Consider the following 14,003-nt stretch of genomic DNA (forward strand, 5'->3'; position numbering starts at 1 on the left):
AGACGCTTCATTAACTAACACCAATATCTGTTTTCTTAATGAGTATCTGCTTATCAACAATGCTGTATAGATTAGTTTTTGATAATCGGTTAACAGTCTTTGTATCGTCCTACATTCTCTGCAATTTAAAAATGTGACCTACCCTAGTAATTTGACGCTAGACTCACTATTAGATAGAGAAATAAGATTATAATTAAAAAAGTTTTATTAAATATTTATCATTCATAACCTTAAAATGGAGAAGTACATGAAAATAAGTGCAAGAAATCAATTAAAAGGAACGGTTAAGTCTATCCAAACTGGTGCTGTTAACTCTGAAGTGACTATCGAATTATCTGGTGGTGAGCAAATCGCATCGATTATCACTAACGAAGCGGTAAAATCATTAGATTTGAAAGTGGGCTCTACTGCATACGCCATTGTCAAAGCATCAAGTGTAATGCTTGCTGTTGATTAATCGTTAGAATCAATATTGATTAGCGCTAGATAATTGTTGATGCGCTTTTTTGAAGAAGTCCTTATGTTTTATTATGTTAAATACAGGTAAACATTGGACTTTTGATTCAATTTCAAAAGTTTAATCACGAATAAATTGTACATTCTTCTTGCCCCTCGCCCCTAACTGTCAGGCTTCAGTAAGCCATAAAAATTGTTACTTAGTCGCACTCATATTTTGAGTTTTAACAATAAAAACAACTCCCATATCATAGAGAAAACAAACCCAACAGCGTAAACTGTTATTCCAGTTTTGAACAAAGAGAGCCAGACTTGTGATGAAATTCTCTGTTGATACACACGCCCATACCATCGCTTCGACCCATGCATACAGTACCGTACACGATTATTTTGCTGTAGCTAAAAGCAAAGGAATGAAATTATTTGCAATAACCGATCATGGGCCAGACATGGCTGACGCGCCCCACTTTTGGCATTTTGTGAATATGCGCGTATTGCCGAGAATTGTTGATGGTGTCGGTATGTTACGTGGCATTGAAGCAAATATAAAAAATGAGTTAGGTGAAATTGATTTTTACGGTAACTATTTACAAGAACTCGATATCGTATTGGCTGGATTTCATGAACCGGTATTTCCGCCGTCAACACAAGAAATACATACTCAAGCGCTGATTAATTGTATCGAAAGTGGCCACGTGGATATTATTACTCATCCAGGTAATCCCAAATACCCTATCGACATTCATCGGGTGGCACAAATAGCGGCTAAACATAATGTTGCGCTTGAAATTAATAACTCGTCATTTTTAACTTCACGTAATGGCAGTCTACCTAATTGCACAGACATTGCGAGAGCGGTTAAAAATGCAGGCGGATTATTGGTAATGGGCTCTGACTCTCACGTTGCGTTTAGCTTAGGCGACTTTGATAAATCGATTGAAGTCATTGAGTCGGTAGATTTTCCCCTTGAGCGCTTATTAAATCGCAGCCCTGCAGCATTGTTATCTTTTTTAGCTTCAAGAGGCCACACTACCTTAGATGAATATAGCGTGTTAATTGATTAACGACATGATAGATCCATTCAATAACCTTTGGCGTAATAATAACTATATAACGATTCGATGACCTGTATTAACAGGTTACGACAACATCTGTTTGAATAAGCCACTATCCTAAGGTTTCAGAATGCATTTTACTAAAGACCGTATTGACGCACTAGAGACACGTACTCGTGCACATTTTATTAATTCATTGTCGGGATTTAAAAGTGCCAATCTAATCGGTACGCAAGACATTCAGGGCAATACCAATTTATCGATAGTGAGTTCGGTTATTCATTTGGGGGCTAATCCTCCACTTGTTGGCATGATTATAAGGCCTCATAGTGTAGCTCGACACACCTTTGAAAATATTCTACAAACTGGCTTTTACACTATTAACCAGGTTAATCAGTCTATATATACTCAAGCGCATCAAACATCGGCTCGGTATGACAGAGATGAATCAGAGTTTGATGCTACTGGATTAACGGCAGAATACCTTATGGATTTTAAAGCTCCATTTGTAAAAGAAAGTCGTCTTAAATATTCAGTTAAACTAGCAGAGCATCAACATTTAGCCATTAATGGTACTGAATTTGTGATTGGTGAAATCGTTGATGTCTATGTTGTAGATATTGCAGTTGAAGCGGATGGGTTTATCGATTTAGACATCATTGAAACCGTTGCAATCACAGGTCTTGATAGTTATCACACAACGGCTAAGTTAGCGCGTTTACCTTATGCTAAAAAATAGTGCCAATTGGGTTATTCTAAGTAAACAATCCCATCCAAATTAGATTTGAATGGGATTGTTATTACCAATATTTATGAAAATATCAAAGCAATTATTAGATCTATTACTTGATACTTTTTATTTAGTACTTGCCTAAGGCTGTGGTGTTAAAAAGCGTGCTTTTACCGCTTCTGCCATTAAGTTTGGTGGAATTAAGCCTTGTTCTAATACAAAGTTATTAAAGGCTAAACGGTCGAACTTGTCACCTAAGCCTAATTCAACATCTGCTCTGATTTCAAGCAGTCTAGACAAGCCATAGAAATAACTCCCAGCCTGCCCCGGCATACGCATGGTGTAACGGTCGACTTCTTGTTTTACTGCCGCTTTTGAAAAAACCACATCATTACTGAGTAGATTATAAGCTTGCTCTTTGGTAGTTAACCCTAGGTTTAACATTGGGTCTAACATGGCCCTGGCATTACGTAATAGGCGATGTTGTAGTGCAATTAACTGGCCTTCAATAGGCAAATACGGCAGCATTTCGGCTTCTGCATACAAGGCCCAACCTTCAACGTTTACACTATTAAACGCATAATATACTCGTGCTAATGACACACCTTGCTCCAGCATGACAGCAAATTGCAATTCATGACCTGGTCGGCCTTCGTGAGCACTTAATGTGTAAGCTACGGCATCAAAATTAAAGTCGTCATAAGCAGCGTCGCCGCTCAACGCAGGGTTGCCAGTGGTTAATACAAATTGACCTTGCTCGCCTGTGTTACCAATAAACGGTGGTGGCAACATATGAGGTGCTGGGCTGCCAGCCGCTTCAGCATCGCTTGCAAGACGCATTATCATATTACGTTTAGGTAAATCGACAACCTCTTTCGCAGTAATAATGCCTTCAAGTTTGGTGTTAATTTCACGGTAATGATTTTCAATTTTATCATTAGATAATGATTGTTTTTTTAGTGCTCTTATCACATCGCGATAATCACTCGATGGCATATCAAACTTAGCGGCCACTAACGGAGCTAGAGCTTGCATATTTGCTTTAGTGATCATGTAACTTGCTTTTGCTCGTTCAATTAACAAGTTAGGATCGATATCTATCCCAGCGCTTTTTAGCTTTAACGCATAAATTTCTGCCGGTAGTTTATAGTCATTACGAGCATGAGGAATAACCGTTTTTTCGGCCCATTGACGGTAATCAGTAATTTGTTTTTGTAATAGTGCAAGGTTGTCGTTTGCTTGGCTGAACTTATTTTTATCAAATAGCTGTTGTAGACCTTGTAGTAAAGTATCTGTTCTGGTTAATGCTTGTTCAACTTCTTCTTTAGTCGGGCCGAGTAAGGATTTATTACTTAACGCCGTTTCAAATAACGTTTTAGCTTGTTCCGTTAATGCGACTTGGCCGTTTTTACCGACATAACAAGCCAAACGCGTCATCGCAGCCTGTTTACGACTGTCAGCCATTTGCTCATCAAGTAATGCCGAAACACCTCTAAAGATAATTAACGGGACATCAACCCAAGGTAACATGTATTTATCGTCTAACTGCCCTGCCATAATAGTCTGGTCAATATCATCGATAATAATATTAAGATCTTGGCGAACAGGCAAAAGGGTTTCTGTTTCAAGTGCTTTTAATAAGGTTTTCTTACTGCTATTAAGCGTTTGAATGTACTTGTCTTGTTGTGCTTTCGTGATGCTACTACACAAGTTGTCGGCTTCTGTTATACCAATAGAGCTCGCCATTTCAGGTTGGAATTGGCTAGTGATTTTAATTTGTTTATTGGTGTATGCATTACTGACATCAACCCAGGATCCCGCTGATGATGAGAACGGAATAAGAGCAAGTAGTGGAATCACAGACGTAAAAATTTTGCCTGACATCGGCTTAATCCTTTTTTTATTATGAAGTCATTACTATAACCGAATAAGGTTCTAAAGTGATGGGCACCGAATTAACTAATCTGTAACGAATAGTGATCATCAACCATTATCGATAACCCCATTTTAGTTAACGTCGTGATGATAAAAACACTCAATATGAACGACTAAAGCCCAAACAATAAAAAAGCCGCAGCGATTAACGCTGCGGCTTGTTCTATCGAGAATATCATCAATTTTAACAAATTTTATGATTGCTCAATTTAAAAAGCAAAATCTTCACTGTCTAGTGCCATCATCGAATCTACACCATTGGCAATACACGCAGCATGACCTTTTGCTCTAGGTAACATGCGCTGCATATAAAATTGTGCTGTTTTGATTTTAGCTTCATAGAAAGCGGTTTCTGTGGTGCCAGCTGCCAGTTTATCTTGCGCAACTTTAGCCATTTTTGCCCAGAAGAATGCAAGCGTTACATAACCTGCATACATCAGGTAATCAACAGAAGCACCACCGATTTCATCAGGGTTCTTCATCGCTTTGCCACCAATTAATACGGTCAGTTCATGCCACTCTTTTGCATAAGCCATGATAGGTTTAATAAATTCGGCCATGGCTGGATTGTCCATGTTATGTTGGCAAAATACCGTAACATCTTTAGAGAATGGCTTTAACACCTCACCTTGAGTACCAATAATTTTACGGGCTAATAAATCGAGTGCCTGGATACCGGTTGTACCTTCGTATAAACAACTGATTTTTGTGTCACGCATCAGCTGCTCCATGCCCCACTCTTTAATAAAACCATGACCCCCAAATATTTGCACGCCGTGGCTGGTACATTCAAAACCAAGTTCTGATAAGAATGCCTTTGCAATTGGTGTCAGTAAGGCTAATTTAGTTTCTGCATCAGCTTTAATGGCTTCATCTTTTTCTGCATGACCAATATCAACCAATTGTGCTAAATATGAAATTAACGCACGACCACCTTCTGCAATCGATTTTTGAGTTAATAACATTCTGCGGACATCTGGATGAACAATAATCGGATCGGCAGGCCCATTAGGATTTTTAACTCCACTGATAGAACGCATTTGTAGGCGATCTTTCGCGTAAGCTAACGCACCCTGGAAAGACGCTTCAGCAGCTGCAACACCTTCACTTGCCACCCCAATTCGAGCCGCATTCATAAAGGTAAACATGCATTTCAGGCCACGATTAGGCTCACCAATAAGATGACCTGTCGCGCCATCAAAGTTGATCACACACGTTGCGTTACCATTAATGCCCATTTTATGTTCAATAGATCCGCAGTTCACGCCGTTACGGTCTGAAATTGTGCCATCTGCATTAACGTTAAACTTAGGTACAATAAACAATGAAATACCTTTATTGCCTTCTGGCGCACCCGGGATACGGGCAATAACGATATGCACAATGTTGTCAGATAAATCGTGTTCACCTGCCGAAATAAAGATTTTAGTGCCGCTTAACGAATAAGTGCCATCGGCTTGTAATTCCGCTTTGGTGCGCAACATACCTAAGTCTGTACCACAATGTGGCTCTGTTAAACACATAGTGCCGGTCCAGTTACCTTCAACCAGTTTTGGCATAAATTGTTGTTTTTGAGCTTCTGTTCCATGGGCTTCAATAGTGGCTAGCGCGCCATGACTTAGGCCTGGATACATAGCAAAACTGTGGTTAGCACTTGAAAACATCTCAGCGATGCTAATATTTAATGAATGCGGTAAGCCTTGACCACCAAACTCTTCAGATTGCGAGAGCGTCGGCCATCCACCTTCAACGTACTGTGCATAGGCTTGTTTAAATCCATCAGGTGTCGTTACCACCCCATCTTTCCATGTACATCCTTGTTGATCGCCAATTTGATTTAACGGCGCAACAACCTCTTCTGTTAATTTTGCAGCTTCAGCAATAATAGCATCAACCATATCCAGACTGGCATCTTGATAACCTAAGTGCTGATAATGTGCTTCGCACTCGAGCAATTCTTGCATAACAAATTTAACATCACGGATGGGGGCTTTGTACTCAGGCATTGTTGCTCTCCAAGTTGGTATCTGAACATTAATGGATTAGGAATGAGTAGATGCATTAATAGCATCGACTAAAGATAGCTTATCTCTGATGCTAAATTAACTTTGAGTATTATCCAAATGCATAATAATTATATGTATACATTCGCCTTAGTTATAGTTCTGGGTGAGTTTCGTTAATAAATATTCGTGATGTCACCTGTTATGAACAGCAACTTATAACACTTAAACAGCTAAATTTGAGTAAAAACACTAGTTTACTGACGTATTATTCATTATATGAATAGTTGCTTATTAAAATAATTGATTTGTTTAATGTTGAAACACGCCCTAGCATGATTTGGCGGTTAATTGTTCACTATAAGTGGTAATTTCGTATTTTCAGGATAAGTTTTCGAATAGAAAAACGATGTGCTGATGATTTCCCTTGTTGTTATTGAATAAAGCTGTTTTACAAAGATCGATAATTACACATTACAAACAAGAACGCTTAAGCGTCGTATATATCTTTGGTAATTCAACGTGTTAGTTAGCTTGTTTAATAGCAATTAGTTTTTATCTGGGGAAAAATAAATGCATAATAAATCACAGATTTTTAAGTACTCTGTCCTTTCGTTGGCTGTGTTGGGTGTACTCAGTTCAACTGCTTATGCGGAAGATGAGAAGCCGCTTAAGAAAGATGATGACATGGAACGAATTGTCGTCACCGCCTCAAAAAGAGCTAAAGGTTTACAAGAGTCACCAGTGGCAATTACTGTGGTCAGCAGCAAAGCCATTGAGCAGGCTAAAGTCATGGATATTGATGACTTACAAACCTTAGTTCCTACCTTACGTGTCACACCTTTACAACGTTCAACTAATACTAACTTTGCCATTCGTGGCTTTGGTAATGGTACCAATAACACTGGTATTGAGCCGTCTGTTGGAGTGTTTATTGATGGTGTTTATCGATCACGCGCAGCAGCCCAAATTGGTGACTTACCGAGACTGCAACAAATTGAAGTATTAAGTGGGCCGCAAAGTACCTTATTTGGTAAAAATGCTTCTGCAGGCGTAATAAGTGTGAGTACGCGTGAGCCGGCCTATTATCAGGAAGGTAAAATTGAAGCTGGTATTGGCAATTTTAATCAACGAGTAATGAAAGGATATTACACCAATGGCATCACAGATAATTTAGCCTTTAGTGTTTCGGGTGGCTTTAATACCCGAGATGGCTATACCGAATCTGTTACTGGGTTAGATGATATTAACGATAAAGATCGCTGGAATGTTCGTGGACAAGCACTGTACGAACCAACTGAAGATGTAAAACTGCGTTTAATTGCTGATTACAGCAAAATTAACGAAGCATGTTGTACAGTAGAAAACTCTATTAACGGCCCAACTACAGCGGCTGTTCGTGCTTTAGGTGGCGTGGATTTAGACGAAAGCAGTTCATTTGCCTATAAATCGGCTCTCAACTCAGACCCTATTAATAATGTTAAAGACGGCGGCGTGTCATTACAACTTGACGTGGATTTTGACGGTTATTCATTCACCTCAATCAGTGCGTTACGTAACAACGAATCTGATTTTATGAATGATGTGGATTACACCAGCTTGGATATTCTAAATGAAGGTGGCTATACCGATATTGATACTATGACTCAGGAATTTCGCATAGCATCAACGGATGAACGTCAACTAGAGTGGATGTTTGGTGCGTTCATATTTCATGAAGAAGTCACAACAGGTGACACTTTATATTACGGCAATGACATGAGAAATTACTTTGATGTGCTCATGTCAGCAGGTGGAGCACCTGGTTTGCTCTCTGGTGTAGAAGGTGTTTATGGCCTTGACCCTGGTACCTTTTTCTCAGGTAACACTGCAGTAAGTTCAGAATTTAAACAAGACAATGATGCTTATTCATTATTTGCTAGTTTTGATTACCATATTACCGATCAATTTACGGCAATATTTGGAGCCAGTTATACTAATGATCAAAAAGAAATTACCATTTCACAAAATCATAATGACGTTCTTTCTGCACTTGATTTAGCAACTGTACCGACATTATTTGGTGTCCCTATTAGCAACATTCCACAACTTGCTCCAGCAGTTCCTGTATTAGAAGGCCTACAATTTTTACCACCGATGTTAGGCTTACCTAATGCGGCAGAGAATAATAAGTCTGATGACAGTAAAGCAACTTGGTCTATGCGTTTGTCTTATGAAATCAATGACAATATAAACGTGTTCGCCACAGCAGCAACCGGCTTTAAAGCAACATCGTGGAATTTATCGCGTTATTCAAGTCCCTTTGCGTCAGACCAAGCAGCAATCGATACCGCTGGTTTAGCATTGCCGAATCAAGTTTATGGTGGACGATATGCTTCTCCAGAAGAAGCGATGGTTTACGAGATTGGTATTAAAACTCAATTTGAAAACGGATCGTTCAACGCAACGATATTTGATCAAACCATTGAAGGTTTCCAATCCTCAATCTTTATCGGCACCGGCTATGTATTGGCTAATGCAGGTAAGCAAAGCACTAAAGGTGTTGAGTTTGATTCAAATTACAATTTAACCGAAGACCTATCATTTACATTAGCAGGTACTTTCCTCGATCCAATTTATGACTCGTTTGTTGGTGCATCAGGTTTAGATGGACCAGTTGATCTGTCTGGTGAAAAACCAGCGGGTATACATGAAGTGAGTATTACTGCTGGAATTGTATATAACTTTGAAGTGTTTAACGGTGCTGATGGTTACGTTCGTACCGATTACCTATTTGAAAGCGATGTCAAAGTTGCCGAAAATACCCCTGAATCTCTATCGCGTGAAGTGAATACCTTTAATGCCAGCACAGGCTTAGCCTTCGATAACGGCCTAAGTTTGCAACTTTGGGTGCGTAATTTAACCAATGATGAGTATCTATTGTCGGCTTTTCCACCACCAATTCAGGCGGGTAGCTTTAATGGATATCCTAATCAACCACGTACTTTTGGCGCGAATATTTCGTACCAATTTTAAATAACCTTCAGTCTGTAACGTCAGTGAATATATTGCCGGCGTTACAGACTTTTTCGGTAAGAAACTCATTTATACCTAATTAACAGGTATCGCTTTAATGATTAATAACAATAAGAGTTGTCACTATGTCTATAGAATCTATTTTAAAAAACCGTTATTCAGTTCGTGCATTTCAAGACAAGCCTGTGCCTGAAAATGTCTTAAAACAAATCTTCTCTAGTGCACAGCTTTCTCCATCAAATTGTAACGTACAGCCATGGCAATCGTGCGTGGTGTCTGGCGTAACTAAAGATAAATTAAAAGCTAAATTTATCGAAACCTTAATGAGTGGTGCTTCACCCAACCCTGACTTTAACTGGTTGCCACAATATCAAGGTGTGCACCGTGATCGTCAATTTGGTTCAGCTAATGCGCTGTACAGCTCCGTAGGCATCGCTCGAGAAGACAAAAAAGCACGTCAAATGGCCATGGTGCGAAACTGGCAATTTTTTGATGCCCCTCATGCGGTGTTTTTTACCATGGATAAGTATTTAGACATTATGGGTGCTGTCGATTTAGGCATCTATGCGCAAACGTTATCGTTAGTTATGGCTGAACATGGTGTATCAAATTGTATGCAAGGCGCGCTTGGGCAATTCCCTGATCCCGTTCGTGAAATTTTAGGCCTACCTGAAGAGCGCGGTATTTTATTTGGCATGTCGTTTGGTTACGCCGATGACACTGCTCTGGTCAATAATACTCGTACCGAGCGGGAAGCACTTGACACTGCCGTAGCTTTTTTCAAATAAGCTGCATTCTTTTTGATCTGACTTGACTCACTATATTCAATATGGAGATGGCATATGCCTCTTACGCATCATTACACCGTCGTCGATGGTGTTAACATTCATTATGTTGAGTCAGGCAATCATGCAGCACAAAAGCCAATTGAAACCTTAGTTTTTTTACATGGATTTCCTGAATATTGGGGAACATGGCTTAAACAACTTGATTTTTTTGCCTGTAATTATCGAGTTATCGCGCCAGATTTACCAGGATATAACCTCAGCGACAAACCTACGGATACCGGTTTTTATACTGTCCCGAACCTGATCCGCTTTATGAGCAAATTCATTGCCGCAGTTAGCCCAAACCAACCCGTAACCTTGATTGCCCACGATTGGGGTGGCGCCATTGCCTGGCCGTTAGCCGCATTTAATGCCTCGTTGTTATCACGCTTGGTGATATTAAATGCAGCGCATCCGAGTACCTTTACCCGCGAGATGATCAATAACTCAAATCAGCGCAGTAAAAGTGCTTATATTCATCAACTTATTGAGCCTGAAGCGGAAAGCCTATTAACACAAGATGATTATCATTACTTGGTCGATAAGATTATGCAAAGCCAGCAACCGGCTATTTTCACCCATGAGGTGTTAGACGCATATCGGCAAGTATGGCGACAACCTGGCGCAATAAATGGCATGTTGCAATATTATCGTGCCATGCCACAACTGGCGCGTAATGACGCCAAAATGGATACCAATGATGACATCACCGTCTCATCCAACAGCCAGGTCAAACATACATCAGCACTTAAAATACCCAATATTCGCATTAATCTCCCCACGCTTGTGCTGTGGGGCGAGCAAGATTTGGCATTTGTGAATGAAAACCTCGATGACTTAATTCAATACGTGCCTAATTGTACGATTAAACGTTTTGCTCATACCAGTCACTGGATCCAACATGAAAGACCCAACGAAGTGAACAATGCAATAAGTGATTTTTTAACTTCAAAAAAATAATAAAGGTAATTTATGACGGCAATTGTAATAACACAACATCATGCCCAGGTATTTGAAGTCGGCAAAGATGATCTTCATACCACGCGGGTTATTGATATTGATATTTCTAAACCAATGGCACACAACGAAGTGTTATTGCGAGTCGATAAATTCGCCCTAACCGCAAATAATATCAGTTACGGAATTGCCGGAGACACTTTAGGATATTGGCGTTTTTTTCCATCAAATGATCCTCAACATTGGGGACGCTTGCCAGTAATGGGCTATGCCGAAGTAATAAAATCTAAAAACGACCAAATATTAGTTGGCGAACGAGTCTGGGGATTTATGCCCATGGCAACTCACCTAATTATCGTTGCAGGTAATGTAACTCAACATGGTTTTAGTGATGTTAATCCTTGTAGAGAAGGATTATCTCCAATTTACAATTATTTTGATCGCGTTGGTGCCAATCCTTTTTATCGTGAACAAAACGAAGATTACGATATTTTACTACGCGGATTATTTACCACATCCTGGTTGGTCGACGACTTTATGTTCGACAACCATTATTTTGATGCCAAGCAATATCTCATAACCAGTGCATCAAGCAAAACCAGCATTGCCCTTGCCTACTGCATCAAGCAACGCGGAGATCGCCCTGCCATAGGTATCACCTCAGAGGTTAATAAAGCATTTGTAGAGTCACTTGGCTGTTACGACAAGGTCATTAGTTATCAACAAATATGCGAGCTAGACTCCGCAATACCCTCAATATTAGTTGACATGGCCGGAGGCAAAACAACATTAGCGTCTATTCACCACCACTTAGGCTCACGACTCACCTACTCTTGCCGCATTGGCGCAACGCACCATAATGATATAGACATCACTCAAGCGGGCGTAGAATCTCATCTTCCTGGCGCGTCTCCGACGTTCTTTTTTGCACCGACACAACTAAAAAAACGCAGCAAAGATTGGGGAACAACTGAAACGATGAAACAGATGAATATTGCTTTACTCAGATATATCGATTTTTGTAAGAGCAACATCAAGACTAAGCACATACATGGCCTCAATCAGGTTAACGATGATTTCCAAGCTGTTTTAACCGGTTGTGCCGATGCTTCTGTGGGGTTAATCGTCAACCCAAACAGCGTGAGTAATTAGCCAGTTTACTACTGGCACAGCAGCTAACTTAAGACTTAATGAGCAAAGTACACAATAAAATTGAGTCATTGAATTAAAACGGATGTTTCCCCTAACTATTACTTAGCTTTTATGTTCATTAGCTAAGATTTTTCGTTTTTACTAGAGGTTATTATGGACAATATGCAACTGATAACATTGGTCAACACACAGGTAATACCTATTTGTATCTTCTTGATCATGATGGGAATGGGGTTATCGCTGGTGGTCAATGATTTTAAACGAGTCATAAAATATCCTAAAGCAGTGGCTATTGGGTTAACCAATCAATTATTACTGCTTCCTATCATCGGGTTTGCGTTAGCCAGCATTATGCCATTAGAACCTGAATATGCAGTTGGGGTTATGTTACTCGTGTTATGTCCTGGCGGTACCACTTCAAATATGTTTTCACATTTAGCCAAGGCAGATGTCGCCCTGTCTGTCACCATGACGGCCGTTGCCAGTTTACTTACCGTATTTACTATTCCTGTGGTGCTCAATTACTCACTAATTCACTTTATGGGTGAAGGCAGTGAATTTCAGTTACCCATTATGGCCACCATGATTAGTCTGATGAAGCTCACTATTGTGCCTATTGCTGTGGGGATGTTAATCAGGCGATATGCTCCAAAAGTAGCAGAAAGCACACAAGTGCATGTATCGCGTTTCGGAATTTTATTTTTAACCTTACTGATTATCTTTCTGACTTATATTCAACAAGATATTGTTATTCCTGCACTGATTGCTGCCGGCCCAGTATCTATTATCCTTAATATTTCAACCATGTTATTGGGTTATTACACCAGTAAATGGTTTGGGCTTAATTTTGCTCAGCGTACATCCATTACCATTGAAGTTGGACTACAAAACAGTACGTTATCAATGTTTATGGCGTTAACATTACTCGCCAATTATAAAATGTCATTCACGCCCGCTATTTACACACTTACCATGCTATTTACGGCGAGCATTTTAGTCGGTATGTTAAATACAAAATACATTAAAGCTAAACAGCTAAGGGCTTCTATAGCCGAAAGCTAGATTCAAGCTTATGAAATATAATAATAAAATAACAATGACTTAAATAAAATATTAGGTGAAATATGCAATTAGTTAACGTAACAATTGAAAATGACGTTCATATCATCAGTTTAAATAATGGCAAAGTGAATGCCATATCGCCTGAAGTGATTGAACAAATAAACAATGCTTTAGATAAAGCAGAGCAACAAGCTGCCGTGGTGATACTTACGGGGCAAGCGGGAATATTTTCTGGTGGGTTTGATTTAAAAACTATGAAGCAAAGCTCTGAAGCTGCTATTGCACTGGTCACAGCCGGTTCAACTTTGTCACGCAGAATACTGGCTTTCCCAACCCCTATTATTGGTGTATGTAGCGGTCATGCCATTGCCAAAGGCGCATTTTTAATGCTCAGTTGTGATTATCGTATAGGTTGTGCTGGTGAGTTTAAAATTGGTTTAAATGAAGTAGCCATTGGCATGACAATGCATCAGGCCGGTATTGAAATTGCGCGTAATCGTATTCCGACACACTACCTGACTCGTGCTGTTATCAATGCTGAATTATTTAGTCCTAACGCGGCAATTGAAGCAGGATTCTTAGATAAAGTGGTTGAGGCTGAACAATTAATGAATACGGCCATGATGGTTGCTAAACACATGCAAACACTCAATATGGCAGCCCATCAGGGGACTAAGCTCAAAATGCGACAAGCAATTTTGTCATCGCTTGACGCCGCAATCATTGAAGATCAAAAAATTACCTTAACATTGTAACCATCATTTTGGTGCAATAAATAAAGATAACAATAACTATAAATATAAATATAAGG

The 14,003-nt window shown here is 39.6% G+C and carries 11 protein-coding genes; 9 read left to right on the forward strand and 2 right to left on the reverse strand.

Translation table 11 applies throughout. The features are described from left to right. Positions 1–247 precede the first annotated feature (247 nt). The 3 genes from IEY40_RS02295 to IEY40_RS02305 all read left to right on the forward strand — a co-directional run bounded on the left by IEY40_RS02295 (position 248) and on the right by IEY40_RS02305 (position 2,250). Positions 248–457: a TOBE domain-containing protein gene (locus tag IEY40_RS02295; protein ID WP_188952921.1), complete on the forward strand. Its 210-nt coding sequence runs from the start codon at positions 248–250 to the stop codon at positions 455–457. A gap of 316 nt (positions 458–773) precedes the next feature. Further along, positions 774–1,520, forward strand: a complete 747-nt coding sequence (locus tag IEY40_RS02300; protein WP_188953471.1) for a phosphatase — start codon at positions 774–776, stop codon at positions 1,518–1,520. Positions 1,521–1,641: 121 nt separating this feature from the next. Then, complete coding sequence (locus IEY40_RS02305; protein ID WP_188952923.1) at positions 1,642–2,250, forward strand: flavin reductase family protein; 609 nt, start codon at positions 1,642–1,644, stop codon at positions 2,248–2,250. 132 nt (positions 2,251–2,382) lie between these two features. Here IEY40_RS02305 and IEY40_RS02310 read toward each other — a convergent pair whose 3' ends face one another. Both IEY40_RS02310 and IEY40_RS02315 read right to left on the reverse strand, forming a co-directional pair. Next, positions 2,383–4,125, reverse strand: coding sequence for a DUF885 domain-containing protein (locus IEY40_RS02310; RefSeq protein WP_188952925.1), 1,743 nt, complete (start codon positions 4,123–4,125; stop codon positions 2,383–2,385). Positions 4,126–4,385: 260 nt separating this feature from the next. Continuing rightward, complete coding sequence (locus IEY40_RS02315; protein ID WP_188952927.1) at positions 4,386–6,182, reverse strand: acyl-CoA dehydrogenase C-terminal domain-containing protein; 1,797 nt, start codon at positions 6,180–6,182, stop codon at positions 4,386–4,388. Positions 6,183–6,752: 570 nt separating this feature from the next. On the opposite strand from IEY40_RS02315, the gene IEY40_RS02320 reads away from it, so the two are divergent. The 6 genes from IEY40_RS02320 to IEY40_RS02345 all read left to right on the forward strand — a co-directional run bounded on the left by IEY40_RS02320 (position 6,753) and on the right by IEY40_RS02345 (position 13,947). Further along, entirely contained in the window at positions 6,753–9,194 is a 2,442-nt protein-coding gene (locus IEY40_RS02320; protein ID WP_188952929.1) for a TonB-dependent receptor, read from the forward strand. 125 nt (positions 9,195–9,319) lie between these two features. Continuing rightward, complete coding sequence (locus IEY40_RS02325) at positions 9,320–9,982, forward strand: nitroreductase (protein ID WP_188952931.1); 663 nt, start codon at positions 9,320–9,322, stop codon at positions 9,980–9,982. Between the two features lie 54 nt (positions 9,983–10,036). Continuing rightward, on the forward strand, positions 10,037–10,981 hold the full coding sequence (locus IEY40_RS02330; protein ID WP_188952933.1) for an alpha/beta fold hydrolase: 945 nt from the start codon (positions 10,037–10,039) through the stop codon (positions 10,979–10,981). Positions 10,982–10,993: 12 nt separating this feature from the next. After that, positions 10,994–12,130 carry a DUF2855 family protein gene (locus IEY40_RS02335; RefSeq protein WP_188952935.1) on the forward strand — a complete coding sequence of 379 codons (1,137 nt, stop codon included), beginning with the start codon at positions 10,994–10,996 and terminating at the stop codon, positions 12,128–12,130. 162 nt (positions 12,131–12,292) lie between these two features. After that, complete coding sequence (locus IEY40_RS02340) at positions 12,293–13,192, forward strand: bile acid:sodium symporter family protein (RefSeq protein ID WP_229776983.1); 900 nt, start codon at positions 12,293–12,295, stop codon at positions 13,190–13,192. Positions 13,193–13,254: 62 nt separating this feature from the next. Next, positions 13,255–13,947 carry a crotonase/enoyl-CoA hydratase family protein gene (locus tag IEY40_RS02345; protein WP_188952939.1) on the forward strand — a complete coding sequence of 231 codons (693 nt, stop codon included), beginning with the start codon at positions 13,255–13,257 and terminating at the stop codon, positions 13,945–13,947. Positions 13,948–14,003 lie beyond the last annotated feature (56 nt).

The sequence above is a fragment of the Shewanella ulleungensis genome, from assembly GCF_014648315.1.
Taxonomy (GTDB): domain Bacteria; phylum Pseudomonadota; class Gammaproteobacteria; order Enterobacterales; family Shewanellaceae; genus Shewanella; species Shewanella ulleungensis.